Source organism: Klebsiella sp. K5-306 (genome assembly GCF_051835185.1).
In the GTDB taxonomy this organism is placed as follows: Bacteria; Pseudomonadota; Gammaproteobacteria; order Enterobacterales; family Enterobacteriaceae; genus Klebsiella; species Klebsiella oxytoca.
This window is the reverse complement of the sequence record NZ_JAIFJY010000001.1, coordinates 237,554-258,828: the sequence shown is the minus strand read 5'-3', so window position 1 is coordinate 258,828 and position 21,275 is coordinate 237,554. Positions and strand designations below refer to the sequence as shown.

Sequence of the window (21,275 nt, the reverse complement as noted above, 5' to 3'; positions counted from 1 at the left end):
CGATCGGGAAAAGAATAAGCCTGCGCTATACTTCCTGTTCCTGCGTTCACAAAAGGACTTCACATGAAGATATGGCCTGTTCTGACTGGCGTTGCTATCGCATTAACCCTTGTCGCCTGTAAATCCCCCACGCCACCCAAAGGTGTCCAGCCCATAAGCGACTTTGACGCGAGTCGGTATCTGGGCAAATGGTATGAAGTTGCCCGCCTTGAAAATCGTTTCGAACGCGGCCTGGAGCAGGTCACCGCGACCTACGGTCAACGCAGCGATGGCGGCATTAGCGTAGTTAACCGTGGTTACGATCCGCAGAAACAAAAATGGAACGAGAGCGAGGGTAAAGCTTATTTCACCGGCGCTCCTGATACTGCGGCGCTGAAAGTCTCCTTTTTTGGCCCGTTTTACGGTGGCTATAACGTGATCGCGCTGGATAGCCAGTATCAATATGCACTGGTCAGCGGCCCCGATCGCGGCTATCTGTGGATCCTGTCGCGCACGCCGACCATCCCTGACTCCGTGAAGCAGGAGTATGTGAGCATTGCGCGGAAGTTGGGCTTCCCGGTCGATAAACTCGTCTGGGTGACCCACAAGTAAAAGGCAGAATCCACATTATCTTCAGCGAACCAACGCGCTGAAGATAATGTTGGCATAAGGCTGGAGGGCGAAAAATAATCAGTGTGATGTCTGCTGGTTAGCATTGGCCGCATCTTCTGCGGTTTTAGCGGGAGCGATACTCTCTTTAATTTCTTTTGTTTTATTCGCCGCATCGTTGGCCAGATTATTGGCATCAACAATCGCGCTGTCTTTAATTTTGCCAGCTTCCTGCACGATTTGGTCGCTTTTCTGCCGGGCATCCTGCTTGACGGCATCAGCCTGGGCCTGGGCCTGCTGAGCAATTGCTTCCGCTTTTTTATCCGCCTCCGCCTTGATGCTGGAGGCCTGGCTGCTGAGATTGTTGGCCTCGTCCGCCGCCTGTTTTTTTATTGCATCAATGTGTTTATCAGCTTCATCCTTAATGGCGTCGGCTTTATCGGACGCCGCCTCTTTAATTTGTTGGGCGTTATCTTTTGCTTTATCCAGATTAGCATCAACCTTTGAGGAATCATCACAGCCGGCAAGAAATAAGCATACGGCAGAAGCGATTAGCGTTTTACTCCAGAGTTTCATAGTCATTCCTTTATTTATCGATATCAGCGTATCGAGGGATCATCGCAGCGGGGTTACCAGGATAATTCTCATAACAACAATGCCATGAGGTTATTTTGACCCAATCCTGAGCCCTGCATCCCTTTATTTATAATCGCTAAACAGGCAGAGTCAAGTTCCTGCGCCATTCACCCGGCGATGGCTAACGTAAAAAACCCGGGCGGCTGCCCGGGTTGGTCGCTGAAAAAATGCCTTAGGCCGTAACGGCTGATTTTGTCAGCGTCGGACCGGCTAACGCCAGGCGGGCGCCGGCTTCGGTATCGCTATATTGCCTGAAGTTATCCATAAACAACTGCGCCAGACTTTCGGCCTTCTCCTGCCATTTGTCGGCGGAAGACCAGCCGCTACGCGGGTCAAGCAGCGCGCTATCCACGCCTGGCACGGTTTGCGGAATAGACAGACCGAACACCGGGACCGTCTCCTCGCGCAGCTCGCCGGTAGTGCCGTTTAAGATCGCGCTGATGATATTGCGCGTATCGCGTAGTGAAAGGCGCTTGCCCTCTCCGTTCCAGCCGGTATTCACCAGCCAGGCCTCGGCGCCCGATGCCGCCATTTTCGCTGCCAGAACGCTGGCATACTGCGTCGGGTGCAGCAGCAGGAAGGCCGCGCCATAGCAGGCGGAGAAGGTTGGCGTTGGCTGAGTAATGCCGCGTTCGGTTCCGGCCAGCTTCGAGGTAAAACCCGACAGGAAATGATACTGCATCTGCTCGGTTGTCAGACGGGATACCGGCGGCAGCACGCCAAAAGCATCGGCGGCAAGAAAAATGACCTTCGACGGATGGCCCGCGCGCGATACCGGTTTCACGATGTTGTCAATATGCGACAGCGGATAAGAAACGCGGGTATTTTCAGTCTTACTGCCGTCGGCGTAATCCACGCTGCCATCGGCTCTGACCACCACGTTTTCCAGCAGCGCGTTACGACGAATCGCGCCGTAAATTTCCGGTTCGGCATGCGGGTCAAGATTAATGGTCTTGGCATAGCAGCCGCCTTCGAAGTTAAACACGCCTTCATCGTCCCAGCCGTGCTCGTCATCGCCGATCAGCTGACGCTGCGGGTCGGTGGAAAGCGTGGTTTTGCCGGTGCCTGACAGACCAAAGAAGAGCGCCACGTCTCCCGCTTCGCCGCGGTTAGCTGAACAGTGCATCGAGGCGATCCCCTGCTGCGGGAGCAGATAGTTCATCACCGAGAAGAGACCCTTCTTCATTTCGCCGCCGTACCAGGTGCCGCCGATCAGCTGAATTTTTTCGCTCAGGTTAAAGGCGACAAAGTTCTCGGAATTCAGCCCTTGTTCCTGCCATTTGTCGTTGGTGCAGCCCGCGCCGTTGAGGACGACGAAGTCCGGCGTAAATTCAGCCAGCTCTTCCGCGCTCGGCGCAATAAACATGTTTTTGACGAAGTGCGCCTGCCAGGCCACTTCGGTGACGAAGCGGACGCCCAGGCGCGTTGCCGGACTGGCGCCGCACCAGGCATCGACAACATACAATTTTTTGCCGCTCAGCTGTCCGGCAACCAGCGTCTTCAGGTCAGCCCAAATCTCCGTGGATAACGGCTTATTATCGTTGCGGCCAAGGCCGGAATCGGACCACCAGACGGTGTCACGCGTCAACTCGTCTCTGACGATATATTTGTCGCGCGGAGAGCGTCCGGTAAAGATCCCGGTATCCACGGCAACGGCCCCGGACTCGGTCATGACGCCGCGCGCCGCGCCGATGAGCTCTGCACTGGTTTCATGCGCAATCAGCAAGTCGTAATCGGGGTTATAAAACAGCTCGCTGCTTTCCTGAATTCCGAGCGCAAGAAGAGCGTCTTTTACTGATTCAATACGTGACATGGCACTCCTGACAAACTATTGGCTGGATAAGATGCTATTCGGTTATTTCAACCCGTTAGTTAAGCAGATGGATTTATTTTAATAAAAAAACCATCGTGCAATTAAATAACCAGGATGAACAGACCAGAGCCGGCGATTTAAAATCGTGCTCGTGTAGGGTTTCGCCTGTACTTTAGAAATATCGTTGGCACGTATACCTCATAAGCTAACTCTGCTAAAAATGTTAACACCTGTAGGTAAGTATGTTAATTGCATAGTTTCTATGCATTATGCTAAAATTGCATAGCATTTATTGCAGGAATGAGGAATGGATCGGTGCTGGCGAATCTTGAAGTAAAATGGCTTTACGATGTGATTGCCCTTGAGGAAGCCAGAAGCTTTACGCTCGCGGCCAAAAGCCGCAATATTTCGCAGTCCTCCTTCAGCCGCCGCATTCAGGCGCTCGAGTCTTCGCTGGGCTTCAGCATCTTCGACCGTTCGGCAAACCCGCTGCAGCTGACCAACCGCGGGAAGATTTTCGTTGGCTACGCACGAAATATGCTCGACGATATGGACTTCCAGATCAGCCGAATTAAAGGGCTGAACAACACCACGCAGAAAATAAGAATCGACGCCGCGCCGTCGCTTTCCGTTTTATTACTGCCAGAAATTATCGCCGGTTATACCGACCGGAAGAATAAAACTTTTCATGTTGAATCGATTAATGTCAACGATGCCGTATTTAATCTTAAAGAAGGCAAAAGTGATTTTATCCTGTCGTTTTATAATGAAGAGCTGATGAACTATCCGTTTATCAATCATAAAATTTTCGACTCAGCGCTGCACCTCGTTTCTCCCTGCGATAAGCACGGCAGACCGCTTTTTAATTTGCATCGCGGGGTGCTGCCGCTGATGAAATACGCCAACGACAGCTATATGGGGCGCCAGGTGAATCAGGTGATCGACCGCAAGCCGGAAATTACCTTCTCGCTGACCTTTGTCTCCTCAATGAGCGAGCTGTTAAAACGTATGATCCTCAACGGCGATGGCGTGGGCTGGCTGCCGCAATACTCTATCAAGCGCGAGCTCGAGGAAGGCCGCCTGACGATAATGGATGAGAGCCTGTCCTTGCCGATCGGCGCCTATATTTATCGCTCCGGTGCGCGGCTCAACCAGTCCGCCGAACGTTTCTGGCAGCATATTAAGGCCATGAGTACCGTCACCGCATAGCTCGCGTGAAGGCGAATAATACGCTATTATCCGCCTCCACTCTCTCTCCGTGCAGCCTGATGTCTACCGTTATCGATACCTTTATCGCCCCGCCGTGCCACGCTGAAATCGATATCCTCTACCAGGATGACCATCTGCTGCTGATCGATAAACCCTCAGGCCTGCTGAGCCTGTCGGGGAAAAATCCCCTGAATCTCGACTCGGTACATTATCGACTGGTACAACAGTTTCCCGGCAGCACGCTGGCGCATCGTCTTGATTTCGGCACCTCCGGGCTGATGGTGATTGCGCGCAACAAGGCCATCAACGCCGCGCTCTGCCAGCAGTTCAGCCAGCGTGCGGTGAGCAAAGTCTACAGCGCGCTGCTGTGCGGGCATCTGGCGGATGATGAAGGAACCGTTGACGCTCCGATAGCCAAAGATCCGGCGCTGTTTCCGCTGATGACGATTTGCCCGCGCCACGGCAAACCTGCCCGCTCCGGCTATCGGGTCGTGGAGCGCCTGCGCTATCAAGGTCAAGTGCCGGTAACGCGAGTCCAGCTGACTCCGGAAACCGGCCGCACCCATCAGTTGCGTATTCACTGCCAGCACCTTGGCCACCCTATTCTGGGCTGCGATCTGTACGGCGGCATGGCGCTTCCGGGAACAGAACAGGCACCGCGCCTGATGCTGCACGCCAGCGAACTGCATTTCGTGCATCCGGTTAGCGGAGAGAGGATTGACGCCGTCAGCCCGAGCGCGTTTTAACTCGCTTCGCTCGCCAGCCCGCTGGGCCGACGCTCCCCTACGCCAATTGACGTCAACGCCTGAATTCGACTCGCTGACCGCGCTGCGACTTGCTTCCCGGTGGCGCTGTGCTGACCGGGCTACGGGTTCACAGCCGCCTGCGATCGGGTAGCCCGGGCAAGGCGCTTGCGCCGCGGCCCGGGGCAATTGCCAACTATAGCCGCACAACGCCTCTGGCCGCGGCCTCTTCACGCCACGCCAGCAGCGGCTGATAGTCCGCGCGCCGCATATCGCTGTAGCCGCAGATAAACAGCGCTTCGCAAAGCGGCTGATAGCGTTCATCGCTCACCAGCTGCTGCAATGCCTCTCTGAGCAACTCCAGCGTCGCCGCGGGCGTCGTCGCCGACGTAATCAGCGGTAGCCCCGGGGCCAGCGGGCTATGGGCAATCACCGTCAGCCCCGCCAGCGCCTCCGGCTGATGACGCTGCAGCAGCGCCCAGGTCACGCAATCAATGGCGGCAATATCCGCCGTCCCCTGCTGAAGTTCACGCAGCGACTGGCGATGGCTGCCGCTAAACGCGACCGTTGAGAAGAAACGCCCATCGCGCGACAGCGGCGCGATCATTTTTAACAGCACGTTATAGCCGGACTGGGAATCCGGCGAATTGCACGCGACCCGACGCCCGTGAAAATCTGCCAGCGACTTCCCTCCGTCCGCTTCACGCGCCACCAGCAGGCTGCGGTAGTTCCGCCCTTCGCATCCGGGCGCCGAATAGTGAAAACAGCCGACCGTTTGCACGTTCGCCAACAGCGTCACCAGCGGATAACCGCAGGTCTGGCTCAACAGCAGCGCCGGATGGCGCCAGTGCGCCAGCAGATCCTCAGGTACCGTATATGACAGCCCATCCTCATCCACCACGCCGCGAGCCGTCAGCAGCTGCCGCACCGCCCACCAGAGCGCCTGAGTATCCTCGTCATTCACCGCGTACATCGGAAACGCCAGCCTTTCACTCATGCTCTTCATCCGCCTTACCCTGCTGGTTGAACCCGGGATGCGCATTCACCGTCACCGGTCTGGCAAAAAAATGCCGCAGCCATTCACCGTAGCCGCGCACCACAAACCCGGCGTTGCGCCGCTGATACTCCGCCTGATTATGCAGATAGATTTTTCGCAGCCCGTACCACGGTACGCCCGGCAAATCGTGATGCACTGAATGGTAGTTGAGATTGAGGAACAGCACCCGCCAGACCAGTCCCGCCTCGTTAATCACCGAACGGGCCAGCGGATCGTCCGCGGCGCGGTGCTCAAGAAAAGAGCGCACTTTGGTTAACGCCAGCGCAGGATAGCTGACAGCCAGCACGAAATAGAGCGACGAAAAGTCAAGGTGATGCATCCACGCGAACAGCGCCGCCAGCAGCAGGCCGTGAACCAGCCACATCGCTAGCGTTTTCACCCGCCGAAGACGCAGCGCCGTCAGCGCGCAGCTGAGCGTCTGGGCAATATCCAGCAGCGGCGCTACCAGCAGCCTGCCGATAAACGTATTGCGCAGATGAATAAGACTGCGCTGCCAGGGGGCAAAATGCTGCCAGCTCTGCGGCGTAAAATAGTAGGATTCCGGATCGTCAACCGGCTGCGTCAGCAGATGATGATTATGGTGCGCGAGGTGCGAGTCGCGATACAGACCATAGGGGTACCAGACCGCCAGCGGCAGGGTCCCCAGCAGTTGATTAAACCACGGCCGCGAAGTGGGATGGCCGTGAATGAGCTCGTGCTGCAGTGACATATACCAGGCGGTGAACCAGACCAGCAGCAGCGTGGCCGGGAACAGCCCCAGCGCGCGCCACCAGGCCAGCGAGGCAAACCAGCCGCCGTAGATCGCAAAAATCAGTAGCCAGGTCGGCAGTTCGCTGCGCCACAGCCAGCTGCGGGACAACTGCTGAATCCGCTCGCGCTGCTGCGGATGCAAATAGGCCGATCTGCTTTTTGCCATTCCTGAAGCTACCTTTTCGCGTTATCGTTTTGCTCCCCCGAAGATGTGAGATAACGCGTTAAATAACAAAGAAATTAAATCACTAAGCTTTGCCAGAAATCGGCCTTATGCGTCGTTGAGCGAGTGCATATAGCGCCACCCGGCGATGAGGCTTACCCCAGCGCACAGCAGCAGCGATGCGCCCAGCGATTGCCCCCATCCGGCCGCCAGCAGACCGGCGCCTATCAGAAGATAATAAAACAAGCCGAAAATGGCGCCGGCGGTGCCCCGACAGTCGCCATAGGCGCTCAGCGCCGATCCCAGAACCAGCGGGATCGCCATCGCATACGCGAGGGTGACCAGCGCGACCGGCGCCACAAACCACAGCGATTCCCGCAGCACGTACACGGCGGCAGCGCCCGCCAGGTGGAGGATGCAGGCGATCGCGAGCATTTGCCCCAGCGGGACATTCTGACGCAGCAGACGGCGGTTAAGCAGCGCGCCGAACAGCGAACCCGCGGCAAGCGCCACGCCGCTGTAGCCAAAGGCCAGGGCATCGAGATCGAATCTGGCGAACAGAAAGGGAGCCAGACTGTAGTAGCTGAACAGGCTGATGTTAAATGCCGCCACCAGAATTGCCGCCAGAGCGATACGCCTGTCGCCCGCCATCCGCCTCAGCACGTCAAGAAAAGACCCTCCCCTGAGGTTATGCGGGCGCGTTTCCGGCAACAACCACAGGCAGCCCAGCAGGAGCGCGGCGGCAAAAATCGCCAGCGCGCTGAAGACACCGCGCATACCCCAGATGGCGGTCAACCCACCGCCGATATAGACCCCGATGGCCGGGCTCACCGCCAGCGCCAGGCCGATAAACGAAAAAATCCCCGCCAGCTGCCGCCCGCTATAGCAGTCCCGCAGAACCGTCTGCGTCACCACTGAGCCAGTTGCCGCGCCAGCGGCCGTGACGATCCGCGCCACCAGCAGCAGCGAAAAATCGCTGGCCCACAGCGCCAGCAGGCACCCCGCCGCGTAGACACCTAACCCCGCCAGCAGGGCCGGGCGCCGACCGTAGCGATCGCTGAATCCGCCCCACAACAGAACGCCGACGGCAAAACCGATAAAGTATACGGAGAGCGTTTGCGCCGCCTGCGCTGCGCTCACGGAAAACCGGGCGCTGATATCGGTCAGCGCCGGGCTATAAATCGTTTCCGCTATTTGCGGAAACATCAATAGCGCAGTAACCAGTACCAGCGCGGCACGTCCCAACATATCTACCTCCTGATAAACAAGAGGCGCTATTGTAGGTAAGCCGTTTATCGAACATTATAAACATAATGACTTTAAATATCGGAAATCAGACATTATGGCCTGGCTTGACGCTGATGCGGCATTCGATCCGGATGCGTTAATAAAAAGCCTGATTGGCGTGCAGTCGGCGCTGGGTAACCATGACTCCGGCAGCCACCAGCATAAGATGGCGCAGATCCTGTTTACCCGTCAGGGATGCGTACGTTTGACGCTCGACGATGGCGCGCTGCTGTGCCTGCTTCCGCCGGGACGCGCCGCCTGGATCCCGGCCGGTATCAGCCATCGCGCGGAGATGAAAAATATTGTCGATTATCGTTCAGTCTGGTTTCAGCCGCAGCGTTACCCTCAATTGCCAACGCAGGCGGCGATACTCAACGTGGTGCCGCTGCTGCGCGAACTCTTAGAGCGTATCAGCGCCAGCCCCTGGGATACCGACTGGGAAACCGAGCCGGCGCGGCATCTCGCGGCCCTGTGCCAGGCGGAAATTCGCGCCGCCGCCCAGGAGCCGATGATGCTGGCGCTGCCGCAGGATAAACGGCTGGCGCAGCTTTCCGGCGATGCGCTACCGCCGGCGCTTGGGACGCTCGCTGCCCGCTGCGGCGCCAGCGAAAAAACCATCAGCCGCCTGTTCCGCCGCGAAACCGGTATGTCCTACCAGCAGTGGCGTCAGCAGTGGCGATTAATGAAGGCAGTTGAGATGCTGGCTACCGGGCAGCGGATTACCGATACCGCGATGGCGCTTGATTTCGCCAGCGATAGCGCCTTTATCTACTTTTTCCGCACCATGACCGGCATGACGCCGGGACGCTATTTCGCCCCCTGATCCTGGCCGCCCGGCGTGAACGGCGGCAGCTGCAGGAAGGTGCTTTGTAACCCCTCGGACCAGGCTTTGCGAATGGTATTGAAATAGGGATCGCTTTCGGTGATCCGATGCTGCCCGGCGCTGCTCAGGCTACCGCTGCGGTAGAGCAGCGTGTCCAGCGGCAGTCCCACCGAAAGATTGCTGCGCAAGGTGGAGTCGATCGAGATCAGCGCGCAGCACATCGCCTGCTCAAGGGGGGTATCGATGCACAGGACCCGGTCGATGATCGGTTTGCCGTATTTACTCTCGCCAATCTGGAAATAGGGCGTGTCGCGCGTGGCTTCAATAAAGTTGCCTTCCGGATAGATATGGAACAGCCGGTGCGTTTCCCCGGCAATCTGCCCGCCGAGCAACAGGTTACAGTTGAAGTTGGTATTGCCGCAGTTCTGCTGATTGCTGGTGTCGCGTTGAATCACCTCCTGCAACGTTTTGCCGATCAGCATCGCCGCGTCGTATAACGAAGTCACCTGCATCAGATTCGGTTCCTGCTGGGTACGAATGCGGGCGCTGAGCAGGCTAATCACGCTCTGAGTCGTGGCCAGGTTACCCGCAGACTGCAGGACCATGACGCGTTCGCCATCCTGATGGAAAACGTGCAGTTTTTTAAACGTTGCAATATGGTCCACTCCCGCGTTGGTGCGGGAGTCTGAGGCAAACACCAGTCCATCTGACAAACACATGGCCACGCAATAGGTCATCGTTTCATTCCTGCGGTTATTGCTGCTGCGCCTGTTGTGAATGCTCGCGCACCTCAGCGTTAGTTAACAAAATTTCTCCGCCGCCGCCGAGGCGGGTACCGCGCACCGGACACGCATCAAGATAGTCCAGCCCGGTCGCCAGCCGCAAATGCTGATTCAGACGGCGGGTATTGTTCGTGATATCAAACGGCTGCCAGCGATCGTTCAGCCATACTTCAGCCCAGGCGTGCATAGCGACATGCTCGGCGTTATCGCTGTAGACATAGCCGCTGACGTAGCGCGCCGGGATCGCCAGCGCCCGGCAGCAGGCGAGAAACACATGGGTGTGATCCTGGCAAACCCCTTTCGATCGCGCGAACGCGTCGGCGGCCGAGTCCTGTACCTGCGTGGCGCCCGGCGAATAGGGCATTCTCAGCAGCAGCTCGGCCATTAACCGGTTCAGGCTCGCTTCCTGAGCCTCCGGCTGATACCAGCGCTGGGCAAATTCGCGGATCGGGCCGTCAGCGCGGGTAAGCGGGGTACAGCGCAAGAAAACCAGCGGCGACAGCAGCTCCTGCGGCTCCGCGCCAATCTCTTCCCCCTCTTCCACGATATCGACGATCCCGCTGGCGCGGATGGTAATCTCTTTATGCGGATTATCCAGCGTCAGCACGTGCAGCACGTTGCCCCACGCGTCGGTGGTGGCGACGGCGGAACCGTCCGGCAGGGTTAATGTCCAGGCGGTGATCTTCTGCCGACCGCTGCTGCGCGGCGTCAGGCGCAGGTACTGGGTTGAAAACTTCACTTCTTCATCGTAGCCGTAGCGGGTCAGGTGATCGATTACCAGTTTCATAACGCCTCCAGATAGGTTTGTCTGATGCTGTCGGAAAGCGCGTTAATCCGCGCCAGCAGTGCATTAAGGGTGACCTGCAAATCAGCCTGCGCCAGATCGTCGCGGGTGCTAAAACGCAGGTCGACGTTAAGCTGGTGCGCCAGGCGCAGCGGCAGGTGCGAACGATCGTTGGCAATCTGCTCCAGCTGCCCGACGAGGTCGGAAATGCTCGCTCGCAGCGATCTCGGCACATCGTTGCGCAGGATCAGCAGCTCCATCACCGTTTCGCGGCTGACCGGCTGGCGGTAGATGCTGTTATAGGCCTCGCGTGCGCTGACCGCGTTAAGCAGCGTATCCAGCCGGTAATACTCGCGGACCGGATCGGGATCGCTGTTTAACTGCTGATCCTTAATCAGCAGCAGCTGGGCGGTGGCGGATGCCCGTTCGATCAGCGTCCCGATACCGATAAAGCTCAGGGCGTCGTTACGCAGCAGCGTGCCGAGAATCGCCCCGCGAAACAGATGAACCCGCTCTTTTACCCACTCAAAGAAAGCGTCGTTGCCCAGCTCGCCGATCCCCTGCTGGCGCAGTTTTCGCAGCTCAATACGCGTGGCGTTGATGCTTTCCCACACTTCCGCCGACAGGCTGCCGCGCACCGCGTGGGCGTTGTTCCACGCCATCTCGACGCAGCTAAAAATGCTGTACGGGTTGTTGCCATCGAGGGCGAAAAAATTAAGCAGGTTGCTCATGGTGAAACGCGCGTGCCGGGCCTGAAACAGCTCATGGGTCAGCGATAGATTTAGCGGCAAGCCTAAATCCCGCGACTGCTGGCTGTGGCGGGGGATCATCGACAGCTTCCAGGTCACGTCCAGCACCCGGGCATAGCTTTCCGCGCGCTCAAGATAGCGCGCCATCCAGAAGAGTTCACTCGCTGTGCGGCTTAACATGATTCGTCCTCCTCCATCACCCAGGTATCCTTGGTTCCGCCGCCCTGCGACGAGTTCACCACCAGCGAGCCTTCGGTTAGCGCCACCCGCGTCAGGCCGCCGGGAACCAGGCGGATCTCCTGACCGGAAAGGACAAAGGGCCGGAGATCGATATGGCGCGGCGCCAGCCCCTCTTCTATAAAGGTCGGGCAGGTTGACAGCGCCAGGGTGTCCTGGGCGATATAGTTGGCCGGGTTTGCCAGCAGACGCTGACGAAACGCATCGCGCTCCTCTTTGGTCGAGCGCGGGCCGACCAGCATGCCGTAGCCGCCCGCGCCGTGAACCTCTTTCACGACCATCAGCTCAAGATGGCTCAGCACGTAGCTGAGATCTTCCGCTTTACGGCATTGCCAGGTGGGAATATTGCTGAGGATCGGTTGCTCGCCCAGATAGAAACGGATCATCTCCGGCACGAAGGGGTAGATCGATTTATCGTCGGCGACGCCGGTGCCGATGGCATTCGCCAGCACCACGCCTCCGGCGCGGTACACCGACAGCAGCCCCGGCACGCCCAGCATAGAGTCGGCGCGAAAGGCCAGCGGGTCGAGATACGCATCGTCGATCCGCCGGTATATAACGTCCACGCGCCGCGGCCCCTCGGTGGTGCGCATATACACCGCCCCGGTTTTAATAAACAGATCCGCGCTCTCCACCAGCTCAACGCCCATCTGCTGGGCCAGAAAGCTGTGTTCAAAATAGGCGCTGTTAAACCGCCCTGGGGTCATCACCACCACGCACGGGTCGTCCACGGGCGAGCTTTCGCGCAGCGTTTGCAGCAGATAGCTGGGGTAGCGTTCTACCGGCGCAATACGGTGCTGTTCGAACATTTCGGGGTAGAGCCGCATCATCATTTTGCGGTTTTCCAGCATGTAGGAGACGCCGGAGGGGGTGCGGAGATTATCCTCCAGCACGTAATACTGGCCGTCGCTGTTGCGCACCATATCAACCCCGGTGATATGGGCATAGGTGTTATTGGGTAAGTTTATCCCCTGCATACAGGGCTGATACTGTTCATTCGCCAGCACCTGTTCGGCCGGGATCAGTCCCGCGCGCAGGATATTTTGATCGTGGTAAATATCGTAAAGAAAGGCGTTGAGCGCCTTCACCCGCTGGCGGATGCCGCGGTCGATTCGCTGCCACTCGCCGGCGGGGATAATGCGCGGCACGCTGTCGAAAGGGATCAGACGTTCGGTCCCCTCGTCTTCGCCGTAGACGTTAAAAGTGATGCCGATGCGGTGAAAGAGCAGCTCCGCCTGCTCTTTTTTCTGCCGGATAGAGAATTGATCGGTACTGCGAAACCATTGCCACCAGGCGTTATAGTGCTGACGCTGCTCTCCCTGTGCGGTAAGCATCTCATCATAATAATGCCCGTCAGGAAGCGTTATTTTTATCATGGCCGTCTCCTCCGGTTGTACTCACTTTGAGGTCATCCCCGGGAGAGATAAGCATTAATTATGCCAGGTAGCACAGCGCAGCGGCATAGCGTAACGCCGCGCTTATCTGAATAAAAAAACAACCCGTTATTATGCTTGTTCAGGCTCTGCCGTCAGCCAGAATCGCACCAAATTGGGGCGTTCGCTCCCGCGTTAACGGGCGGGTCGATAGCCCGCATCCGTCGCCAGATAACGGCTCGCGAAGAGGCCGCACGCGACCTGAACGTCTGCCACGGTTAGTCGTTAACGCGCCTCAGCTCCAGCCACTCCACCACCAGACCCGGCTTGATAACGTCAAACCCCACGCGGTATTTCCCCGGCTGTAGCGCAACCCGACACAGCTTCTGCACCATTTCCCGGCCGAGCGTGCCGTGGGTGTGTATCGTTGCCACGAACTGGTCATTGAGCAGCAGATTGCCGGCGGTTTGCGCCAGTGGCGCGCCGTCGGCGTACACGCTGACCAGCACATCGTAGACTGCCGCCTGTTCAACGCTCAGCACCAGGTCCTCGTCATAGCGCAGACGCGACTGCTCGGCGATTTTAATTGCCCCCTCGCAGCCGGCGGCGCAGGCCGGTTCTGCCGCCAGGTGAATCACATTCGCCCGGGGCGCCTCTCCACGCTTAAAGGCCTGAGTCTGCAGCATAAAATCGAGGATGTTTATCGCGCAGCGCTGAAGCTCCCCGAGCGTGAGTTCCCCTTTTGCCAGCGCCGCCAGGGTGTTATCACCGGCAGCGTTAACCTCCGCGCCGTTATTATTGACCACCATATAGAGATCGTTCTGCGCGCGGATCATCGCCGCGGTGTTGCGGGTGCTCGCCGCGCCGCCATCGATGGGATCGTTCATCGTTGCCCACCAGTCGGTCATGACGATCCCGCGAAAGCCCCACTCTTCGCGCAGTACGGTGGTGGTGAGATCGTAGCTGGAGGCCGCCTGGTAACCGTTGACCGGGTTGTAGGCGGTCATCACCGCGCTGGCGCCGGCGGATTTCACCGCGTACTCAAAGCCTTTCAGGTAGATTTCACGCAGCGCGCGCTCCGACACTACCGAGTCCGCTGTGGCTCTGGCGAACTCCTGATTATTACAGGCAAAGTGCTTAAGCGTCGCCACGCCGCCGCCGCTGCGAATGCCGCGCACCACCGCCGCCGCCATCATCCCGGTGATAAGCGGATCTTCGGAAAAATATTCAAAATTGCGCCCGTTGAGCGGATGGCGCTGGATGTTCATCCCCGGCCCCAGCAGCAGGTCGATACCGTTGCGCAGCAGCTCCTTGCCCTCCATCACGTATAAACGCTCCACGAGTATCGGGTCCCAGCTGGAGGCCAGCAGCGTACCGCTGGGCAGCAGAGTGGCCTTTGCACCGTTATCCATGCGAATACCGGAAGGCCCGTCGGCGGCACACGCCAGCGGAATGCCTTTTTCCAGCAGGCTGTCCGCCACTCCGCCAAAGGCCGACGCGACGCCGGGGGTGACTTTGTAGCTGCACATGCCCTCCCCGCGCACCAGACAGGCCAGCTCCTCCACCGACAGCTGAGCAACAAAAGCGTTCATCGTCGCGCGCCCTTCCGCAACGTCGCTGAGGGTAAGCCCCTGGTTGCCGGTGAGAGTGATGCTCTCTGGCAGGCGCTCCTCAATACGCGAGCGCAGGTTAATCTTCCGTCGCGGCACTTCTTCCCATTCGATCTGGTAGCGCCCATCGCCGCCATCGCCAGCGGGCCTAATGCGCACGAAAGGTACCGTTGGCGCCAGCACCTGCTGATGGCGGGAGAGGATCCGCAGAGTCTTCTGCGTGTACCCCGCCTCTCCGTCTACCGGCAAAGGTTGCAGATCGCGCACGCTGTTCCCGATCAATAAACGATACAGTCCGGGTTCCATCACGTAGCAATGGGGATGCCCGGTAGCCCCGCTATCGTCGAGGGAAGCAAAACGCTCCAGCGGGATCGATAACGTTAAGGTTTCGCTTTCACCCGGCTGCAGCAGGCGGGTTTTGGCGAAGGCCACCAGCGCCCTGGCCGGTTTCCCGAGCGCGCCCTGCGGCGCCTGAAGGTAAATCTGGACGACTTCTTTGCCCGCAAAACGCGCGCCGTCGTTGGTTACGGTGACGGTCGTCTGGATCTGGTCGTCAAAGGCTTCCGCTCGCGCCGATTGCAGGGTGAAGCGGGTATAGGAGAGACCAAACCCAAAAGGAAACTGCAAACGCTGGGGACAAAAGGTTTCAAAGTAGCGATAGCCGACGTAGATATCCTCCTGATAGAGGTTTTGCGCTTCCGCTCCCCAGCAGGGCGATGCCGGATGGTCATCCAGCGATTTGACGATGCTGCCCACCAGCTTGCCGGATGGCGTTACCTCACCATAGAGAAGCGAAGCAGCCGCCTGCGCCCCGTCGGCGCCGCCGTGCCACACGTACAGCAGCGCGCGAATGCGAGTACGCAGCAGCGGATCGTCGGCCCATGCGAGATCGATAAGCCCGGCGGTATTCAGCACGACCGCCACATCGTCAAACTCGCGGCAGACCTGATGTAGCAGCATCATTTCATCGGCCGTGAGCCGGTATCCGCCTTCAACATCCGCGTTATCCTGATCTTCACCAGCGGTACGGCCAAGGACAATCACCGCCTGGGTCGAGACGGCGCGGGCCTGACGAATCTGCTCATCGCTCAGCGGCATCTCCTGCTGATACCAGGGCTCAGCCGCCCAGCCTCCGCCGCCGTTGTCAAAAGGATGCTGTTGCGTCCAGGTCTCGTAAAGCGCGGCCAGCTGCTCATTGAGCTTCCCCCCGCTGCGCGCGCGCATGGCCTGCAACAAGGTGGTTCGGCTCACCACATTTACCGCCCCGCCCGAGCCGGTACCGCTACGATAGTAGTCAATTTGCGTACGGCCAAATAACGAAACCGGCTGCTGAACGTCAAGCGGCAGCATGCCGCGATCGTTTCTCAGCAGCACCGCGCCCTCGGCAGCGGCGGCGGCGGCAAATTCGGCAAACCCTTCCAGCGGGGTCCCCGCTTTACTGTCATACATGGTGTTGTCCTGTTAACTCGAGCCTCCGCAGGAGGCGTAATGGCATATTGACCAGAGCCCGCGCAATGCGGGCGCGGCTTTGATCAGAAGAAATATTTGAAGCGAAGACGGCCGCCGTAGCGGGAGTCTTCATGTTTGTCGCCATCCGTTGGTTTCGCTTCAATCCACGAGGCGTAAGCGCCAAGGTAGATATTGAAGTTCTTCATATCCATGACATTGGGGAACAGGTACGACGCGTGAATGGTGTGGATATCGTAGTCACCCACGTTGGAGATCCAGCAGCCATCGTCGCAAGTAGAGACATAATTAGCCGAGTTGAACTTGTCGATTTTGTTGTGGGCGTAGATATAACCCAGTTCAAAACGATGCCAGAGGGAGTTAATAGCTGCGGTGAAATCCTTCTCATCGGAGGCATCCATATAGGCCACGTTCAGGTTAGTGGTGACCCCATCTTCCGGATCGGTTTTTTGTCCATTCCATGACATCGTCAAGCCATAGCCGGTGCGGTCCGACTGGTCGATCCAACTGCCGCGATTGTCGTAATAACCGTAAGCATTCTTCACGACGTTCTTTTCCATCGCGACGGCGGTAGAGAAGCGACCGCTATTCCACGCAATCACCGGACGTAAATAGGCAACGTTTTTCTCATTTTCCAGGTTATTGCCGTGATAGCTGGAGTCCCGGAACAGCGTGCTGCCATTTTCCACCAGATTATTAAGTTCGAAATACCAGTTATCTATCGTTTTACTGAGCAGGAAGTTGCCACCGCTGCTGCTACGGCCGCGGCCCTCTTTCATCATGTAAATATAGCCGTAGCCATCGCTATAAAGGTCGTTAGCCGTGTTGCCGGAGTATTCGACAAACGTATCCTGATTCAGCGGGAACATATCGTAGGCTTCGAAACGACCAACTTTGACCTTCCAGTCATCTTCCCGGCCAAAGAAGAATACCGCATCATCAAGGTTCATCTTACCGGTCATATCGGCCAGCGGCTGGGCGGAGAAACCGGCGAAATTGCCGTTATCCATTTTGCGCATACCATCGAAGCCCAGCAGAATACGGCCGTTAATATCCCAACGTTCTTTAGTACCCGGCGCCCAGTTTTTATTCGAAGAGGTTTTTACCGACGTCAGGCTACCGCTGCTGCTGGCGCCGTCCATGTTGAATTCGACATCGCCGTAAAACTTGATATCCCCATAGCCAGAGAGCGTCAGTTTCGTTGGCGCCGCGCCCGGTGCGACGGGCTCCGCAGACTCGACCTTCACGGTTGGCGCATTTTTCGCCGCCACGTTCTGCTGCTGGGTTAGCGTCTGAATTTTCGCTTCCGCATCGGCGGCCCGCTGTTCAGCGTTAATTAAACGCTGTTCAAGCTGTGCTAACCGTTTTTCAATATCCACAGAGTTATTATTTTGGGCGGCCAGCAGACCGCCAGAAAATACGGCACTCATAACCAGAGCGATATATTTCACTTTCATTTTTAACATCCCTAATTACGTTATTGTATATGTCATCCCGGATACCACCGGGCTATCCGGAGGCAATAAATCAGATAGCCCTTGCACTTTTTTAGTGTTTAATCAGGATTCAGCAAAAGTTCCGTTTTTCAAATCATCAACGATGCCGTTCATTCTATTTTCAGTTAAGCCATAGAATTTAATAGAGACTGCGGTAAGAACATAAAAAACAGAAGGTACCAGCGTGAATAACAGCACCACCCCCTGTACGGCGGAAGCCGGCTGTACCGTGGTGTTAGCGGCGTAATGGTAATAGGCTAATATCCAGCCAAGGATCGCCCCACCGACGGCGACGCCCAGTTTTATCACAAAGATATTGGCTGCAACGTTCATACCGGTAATACGCCGCTGGGTTTTCCATTCGCCGTAGTTGTTCACATCGGTAATCATCGACCACTGCAGCGCGCCGTTACCGCCCTGAATAATGGAGATCAGAATATGGACCCCAAGCACCAGAAGCCAATATTGCACCGGTACAATAAAGCACACGACCCCCAGCGCAGCGGTCAACAGGTTAATCCAGAAAGAGAGTCTGACTTTACAAAAACGCGTACCGAACGGTTTTGCCAGCACCGAGCCCAGCATGGAGGCAAACATCCCACCAAGCATGAATACCGTAATCACGTCGGCGCCTTTGTGCAGCACGCTATTAACATAATAAACGACGGCGCCGCCGCGAATCACCACGGCAACCAGCATCATAAAGTTGTAAACGGAGAGAATACGCCACTGATCGTTGCGGAAAAGAATTTTCACATCGCGGGCAATATTCAGATTTTCTTCTTTAATCGGCTGAACGCGCTCTTTAGTGGTGGCGAAACAGGTGATAAACATCAGGCAGCCGATCACGCCAAATATTGCCATCGACACCTGAATACCGGTCGCACGGTCGCCCGGATAGAGAAAGTCAGCCAACGGTAGAATAAACGCGGTACCGAGCGCCCCGCCGATCGGCGTGATGGCAAAACGCCAGGATTGCAGAGAGAGGCTTTCACGCGGATCGGAAGTCAGCGCCGCGCCCAGCGAGCAGTAAGGAATATTAATGGCGGTGTACATCAACGTCATAAATATATATGCCGCAACCGCATAAACCACTTTCCCCGAGTCGGAGAAAGACGGTATGGAGTAAACCAGCACGCAGCTCACCGCAAAGGGGACGCATATCGCCAGCAGCCACGGACGAAAGCGCCCCCAGCGGGTTGAGGTGGCATCCGCAATCGCCCCCATAATCGGATCGGTAATCGCATCCAGCAGACGAACCAGCAAAAACATCGTCCCCATCACGGCGGGCGGTAGACCATAAATATCGGTATAGAAGTAGGCTAAGATGGCAACGGAGGAGTCAAATACAATATGGCTCGCTGCGTCCCCCAGGCTGTAACCTACTTTTTCTCTGACAGAAATTTTGTCGCCAGCAGACATACATCACTCCTTTACGAAAAAATGAAACCGGTTTCTGTAAAGTCTGCATTTTTTACTTTTCCCTCCTACAGATGCCATTATGTTTTTTTATTAATTATTTATGTTTTTTTATTTATGTGATCCTGTCAGCCTTCAATGGTATTAGAACCCGGTTTTTTGTTTGGCAGATCACATGTTTTAATACTTCGCTAACTTTTTTCAGGCGACAGGGATGAGCCGATAAAAATGCCATATAGGAATACCATGCCGCTTGTCTATTTATTTTTCTTATTCACGGATTATGTTTTTTATCAATTATCAGATATTCAGCGCCCCCCGAAGTACCATACAAGACAGCACTGTTTTAATCGCCAATATTTTGTCGGCGCGGAACAGAGCGATGCCCGGTAAATACACTGTTTTCACTTAAAATGTTACCTCGGACACGCGCAGCGGCGGATATTCGTCTAAGGTTTTCTGATGGCCGAATGCAGTGGCACATAGTCTGCAATGATAAGGAGAACAATTTATGACGAGTCCGGTTTCCCGTCGCCCCGCAACCCTTCGTCTGGCGCTCGGGGGCGCATTTGTCGCTCTGGCGACGCTGACGGCTCAGGCTGAAGAGACCCGCCCTACCCCGCAATCGCCCGATATCCTGCTCGGACCGCTGTTTAACGACGTGCAAAGCGCCAAACTTTTCTCTGACCAGAAAACGTTCGCTGACGCCATCCCTAACGGCGATCCGCTGATGATCCTTGCCGATTATCGTATGCAGAAAAATCAGACCAGCTTTGATTTGCGGCACTTTGTCGAGCTTAACTTTACCCTGCCTCAGGAAAACGACCAGTACGTTCCGCCAAAAGGGCAAACCCTGCGCCAGCATATCAATGGACTCTGGCCAGTGCTGACCCGCAGTACCGTTGAAGTAGAAAAATGGGATTCGCTGCTGCCGCTGCCAAAACCTTACGTGGTGCCCGGCGGACGCTTTCGCGAAGTCTATTACTGGGATAGCTACTTCACCATGCTTGGCCTGGCTGAGAGCGGCCACTGGGATAAAATCGAAGATATGGTGACCAACTTTGCCGCCGAGATCGACGCCTGGGGTCATATTCCCAACGGCAACCGCACCTACTATCTGAGCCGTTCGCAGCCGCCATTCTTCCCGTTTATGGTTGAACTGCTGGCCACCCATGATGGCGACGAGGCACTCAAGAAATGGCTGCCGCAGATGGAGAAAGAGTACCAGTACTGGATGGATGGCGCTGAGGCGCTTCAGCCCGGCAGCGCCAGCAAGCGCGTGGTGCGCATGGCCGACGGCGCGCTGCTCAACCGCTACTGGGATGATAACGACACGCCGCGCCCGGAATCCTGGCTGGACGATGTGACCACCGCCAAAAATAACCCCAATCGTCCGGCGACTGAAATCTACCGCGATCTGCGCTCTGCCGCGGCATCCGGCTGGGACTTTAGCTCACGCTGGATGGATTACCCGCAGCAGCTCGGCACTATACGTACCACCTCTATTGTTCCGGTCGATTTGAACTCGCTGATGTTCCATATGGAAAAAGCCATCGCTCGCGCCAGCAAAGCGGCGGGAGACTCGACCAAAGCCGCGAAGTATGACGCGTTAGCCAATGCCCGCCAGAAAGCGCTGGAAAACTACCTGTGGAATGATAAAGAGGGCTGGTACGCCGATTACGATCTTAAAAGTCATAAGGTGCGCAATCAGCTGACCGCCGCGGCGCTGTTCCCGCTGTACGTTAACGCCGCCTCCAGCGAACGCGCGGCGAAAGTCGCCGCCGCCACCGAAACGCGGCTACTTAAGCCCGGCGGCCTGACCACCACCACGGTGAATAGCGGCCAGCAGTGGGACGCCCCCAACGGCTGGGCGCCGCTGCAGTGGGTCGCGGCGGAGGGTTTGCAAAAATATGGCCAGCAAAAAATTGCGATGGAGGTAAGCTGGCGTTTCCTGAGCAACGTCCAGCACACTTACGACAGCAAACAGAAGCTGGTGGAAAAATATGATGTCAGTTCGACGGGAACCGGCGGCGGCGGCGGCGAGTATCCGCTACAGGACGGCTTTGGCTGGACCAACGGCGTCACGCTGAAGATGCTGGACCTGGTGTGCCCGAAAGAGAAGCCGTGCGATTCCGTGCCTACCGCGCGCCCGGCGGCGAATGACGATATCGGCTCGGCGCAGCCTGCTGCGGTTGAGGAGAAAAAAGCCGCGCAGTGAACCTTCGCGCGGCGGGACTCCGCCGCGCGTCTTTCTCACTTTACTGTCCCTGAATCGGCTGGGCTGATGAC

The 21,275-nt window shown here is 57.1% G+C and carries 17 protein-coding genes; 5 read left to right on the top strand and 12 right to left on the bottom strand.

Annotated elements, in window-relative coordinates:
* Positions 1 to 63 precede the first annotated feature (63 nt).
* Positions 64 to 591, top strand: coding sequence for a lipocalin family protein (locus tag K2184_RS01270; protein ID WP_004103190.1), 528 nt, complete (start codon positions 64 to 66; stop codon positions 589 to 591).
* Positions 592 to 669: 78 nt separating this feature from the next.
* Here the strand turns inward: K2184_RS01270 and K2184_RS01265 are convergent, their stop codons facing one another.
* A complete protein-coding gene (locus K2184_RS01265) occupies positions 670 to 1,164 on the bottom strand; it encodes a hypothetical protein (RefSeq protein WP_004103192.1) in 495 nt (164 codons plus the stop codon).
* A 232-nt stretch (positions 1,165 to 1,396) separates the two neighbouring features.
* Positions 1,397 to 3,037: a phosphoenolpyruvate carboxykinase (ATP) gene (gene pckA, locus K2184_RS01260; protein WP_163524870.1), complete on the bottom strand. Its 1,641-nt coding sequence runs from the start codon at positions 3,035 to 3,037 to the stop codon at positions 1,397 to 1,399.
* Positions 3,038 to 3,352: 315 nt separating this feature from the next.
* On the opposite strand from pckA, the gene K2184_RS01255 reads away from it, so the two are divergent.
* A complete protein-coding gene (locus K2184_RS01255) occupies positions 3,353 to 4,246 on the top strand; it encodes a LysR substrate-binding domain-containing protein (protein WP_004103196.1) in 894 nt (297 codons plus the stop codon).
* A 59-nt stretch (positions 4,247 to 4,305) separates the two neighbouring features.
* Positions 4,306 to 4,992 carry an RluA family pseudouridine synthase gene (locus K2184_RS01250; RefSeq protein WP_163524898.1) on the top strand — a complete coding sequence of 229 codons (687 nt, stop codon included), beginning with the start codon at positions 4,306 to 4,308 and terminating at the stop codon, positions 4,990 to 4,992.
* 193 nt (positions 4,993 to 5,185) lie between these two features.
* Here the strand turns inward: K2184_RS01250 and K2184_RS01245 are convergent, their stop codons facing one another.
* The 3 genes from K2184_RS01245 to K2184_RS01235 all read right to left on the bottom strand — a co-directional run bounded on the left by K2184_RS01245 (position 5,186) and on the right by K2184_RS01235 (position 8,207).
* Positions 5,186 to 5,986 (bottom strand): phosphate/phosphite/phosphonate ABC transporter substrate-binding protein, encoded by an 801-nt coding sequence (locus K2184_RS01245; RefSeq protein ID WP_123830330.1) that lies wholly within the window; start codon positions 5,984 to 5,986, stop codon positions 5,186 to 5,188.
* Positions 5,979 to 6,962: a fatty acid desaturase gene (locus K2184_RS01240; protein WP_163524869.1), complete on the bottom strand. Its 984-nt coding sequence runs from the start codon at positions 6,960 to 6,962 to the stop codon at positions 5,979 to 5,981. Before K2184_RS01240 ends, K2184_RS01245 begins: the two co-directional genes overlap by 8 nt.
* 105 nt (positions 6,963 to 7,067) lie before the next feature.
* The gene (locus tag K2184_RS01235) at positions 7,068 to 8,207 is read right to left on the bottom strand and encodes a multidrug effflux MFS transporter (protein ID WP_163524867.1); all 1,140 of its coding nucleotides are present in this window, start codon (positions 8,205 to 8,207) and stop codon (positions 7,068 to 7,070) included.
* 94 nt (positions 8,208 to 8,301) lie between these two features.
* Here K2184_RS01235 and K2184_RS01230 point away from each other — a divergent pair, with 94 nt between their 5' ends.
* Positions 8,302 to 9,069 (top strand): AraC family transcriptional regulator, encoded by a 768-nt coding sequence (locus K2184_RS01230; RefSeq protein WP_049591838.1) that lies wholly within the window; start codon positions 8,302 to 8,304, stop codon positions 9,067 to 9,069.
* Here the strand turns inward: K2184_RS01230 and K2184_RS01225 are convergent.
* From K2184_RS01225 to K2184_RS01195, 7 genes are all read right to left on the bottom strand, one after another.
* A complete protein-coding gene (locus K2184_RS01225) occupies positions 9,054 to 9,806 on the bottom strand; it encodes a proteasome-type protease (protein ID WP_163524865.1) in 753 nt (250 codons plus the stop codon). The two genes, K2184_RS01230 and K2184_RS01225, sit on opposite strands and share 16 nt — an antisense overlap.
* Before the next feature lie 16 nt (positions 9,807 to 9,822).
* Positions 9,823 to 10,638 (bottom strand): transglutaminase family protein, encoded by an 816-nt coding sequence (locus tag K2184_RS01220; RefSeq protein ID WP_004103213.1) that lies wholly within the window; start codon positions 10,636 to 10,638, stop codon positions 9,823 to 9,825.
* A complete protein-coding gene (locus K2184_RS01215; RefSeq protein WP_163524862.1) occupies positions 10,635 to 11,564 on the bottom strand; it encodes an alpha-E domain-containing protein in 930 nt (309 codons plus the stop codon). Before K2184_RS01215 ends, K2184_RS01220 begins: the two co-directional genes overlap by 4 nt.
* Positions 11,558 to 12,997: a circularly permuted type 2 ATP-grasp protein gene (locus tag K2184_RS01210; protein ID WP_004113694.1), complete on the bottom strand. Its 1,440-nt coding sequence runs from the start codon at positions 12,995 to 12,997 to the stop codon at positions 11,558 to 11,560. Before K2184_RS01210 ends, K2184_RS01215 begins: the two co-directional genes overlap by 7 nt.
* Before the next feature lie 275 nt (positions 12,998 to 13,272).
* Complete coding sequence (locus tag K2184_RS01205; protein ID WP_163524860.1) at positions 13,273 to 16,053, bottom strand: beta-glucosidase; 2,781 nt, start codon at positions 16,051 to 16,053, stop codon at positions 13,273 to 13,275.
* 83 nt (positions 16,054 to 16,136) lie between these two features.
* Positions 16,137 to 17,528, bottom strand: a complete 1,392-nt coding sequence (locus K2184_RS01200; RefSeq protein WP_004103222.1) for a carbohydrate porin — start codon at positions 17,526 to 17,528, stop codon at positions 16,137 to 16,139.
* Between the two features lie 102 nt (positions 17,529 to 17,630).
* Positions 17,631 to 18,989 carry a glycoside-pentoside-hexuronide (GPH):cation symporter gene (locus K2184_RS01195; protein ID WP_163524858.1) on the bottom strand — a complete coding sequence of 453 codons (1,359 nt, stop codon included), beginning with the start codon at positions 18,987 to 18,989 and terminating at the stop codon, positions 17,631 to 17,633.
* Between the two features lie 508 nt (positions 18,990 to 19,497).
* On the opposite strand from K2184_RS01195, the gene K2184_RS01190 reads away from it, so the two are divergent.
* Positions 19,498 to 21,204 carry an alpha,alpha-trehalase gene (locus K2184_RS01190; protein WP_163524856.1) on the top strand — a complete coding sequence of 569 codons (1,707 nt, stop codon included), beginning with the start codon at positions 19,498 to 19,500 and terminating at the stop codon, positions 21,202 to 21,204.
* The last annotated feature ends 71 nt before the right edge of the window (positions 21,205 to 21,275 follow it).

What these genes read in the sequence shown, in the direction of transcription:
- K2184_RS01270 (WP_004103190.1), top strand. Translation starts at nt 64, where the DNA reads ATGAAGATATGGCCTGTTCTGACTGGCGTTGCTATCGCATTAACCCTT.
- K2184_RS01265 (WP_004103192.1), bottom strand. Translation starts at nt 1,164, where the DNA reads ATGAAACTCTGGAGTAAAACGCTAATCGCTTCTGCCGTATGCTTATTT.
- pckA (WP_163524870.1), bottom strand. Translation starts at nt 3,037, where the DNA reads ATGTCACGTATTGAATCAGTAAAAGACGCTCTTCTTGCGCTCGGAATT.
- K2184_RS01250 (WP_163524898.1), top strand. Translation starts at nt 4,306, where the DNA reads ATGTCTACCGTTATCGATACCTTTATCGCCCCGCCGTGCCACGCTGAA.
- K2184_RS01245 (WP_123830330.1), bottom strand. Translation starts at nt 5,986, where the DNA reads ATGAGTGAAAGGCTGGCGTTTCCGATGTACGCGGTGAATGACGAGGAT.
- K2184_RS01240 (WP_163524869.1), bottom strand. Translation starts at nt 6,962, where the DNA reads ATGGCAAAAAGCAGATCGGCCTATTTGCATCCGCAGCAGCGCGAGCGG.
- K2184_RS01235 (WP_163524867.1), bottom strand. Translation starts at nt 8,207, where the DNA reads ATGTTGGGACGTGCCGCGCTGGTACTGGTTACTGCGCTATTGATGTTT.
- K2184_RS01230 (WP_049591838.1), top strand. Translation starts at nt 8,302, where the DNA reads ATGGCCTGGCTTGACGCTGATGCGGCATTCGATCCGGATGCGTTAATA.
- K2184_RS01225 (WP_163524865.1), bottom strand. Translation starts at nt 9,806, where the DNA reads ATGACCTATTGCGTGGCCATGTGTTTGTCAGATGGACTGGTGTTTGCC.
- K2184_RS01220 (WP_004103213.1), bottom strand. Translation starts at nt 10,638, where the DNA reads ATGAAACTGGTAATCGATCACCTGACCCGCTACGGCTACGATGAAGAA.
- K2184_RS01215 (WP_163524862.1), bottom strand. Translation starts at nt 11,564, where the DNA reads ATGTTAAGCCGCACAGCGAGTGAACTCTTCTGGATGGCGCGCTATCTT.
- K2184_RS01210 (WP_004113694.1), bottom strand. Translation starts at nt 12,997, where the DNA reads ATGATAAAAATAACGCTTCCTGACGGGCATTATTATGATGAGATGCTT.
- K2184_RS01205 (WP_163524860.1), bottom strand. Translation starts at nt 16,053, where the DNA reads ATGTATGACAGTAAAGCGGGGACCCCGCTGGAAGGGTTTGCCGAATTT.
- K2184_RS01200 (WP_004103222.1), bottom strand. Translation starts at nt 17,528, where the DNA reads ATGAAAGTGAAATATATCGCTCTGGTTATGAGTGCCGTATTTTCTGGC.
- K2184_RS01195 (WP_163524858.1), bottom strand. Translation starts at nt 18,989, where the DNA reads ATGTCTGCTGGCGACAAAATTTCTGTCAGAGAAAAAGTAGGTTACAGC.
- K2184_RS01190 (WP_163524856.1), top strand. Translation starts at nt 19,498, where the DNA reads ATGACGAGTCCGGTTTCCCGTCGCCCCGCAACCCTTCGTCTGGCGCTC.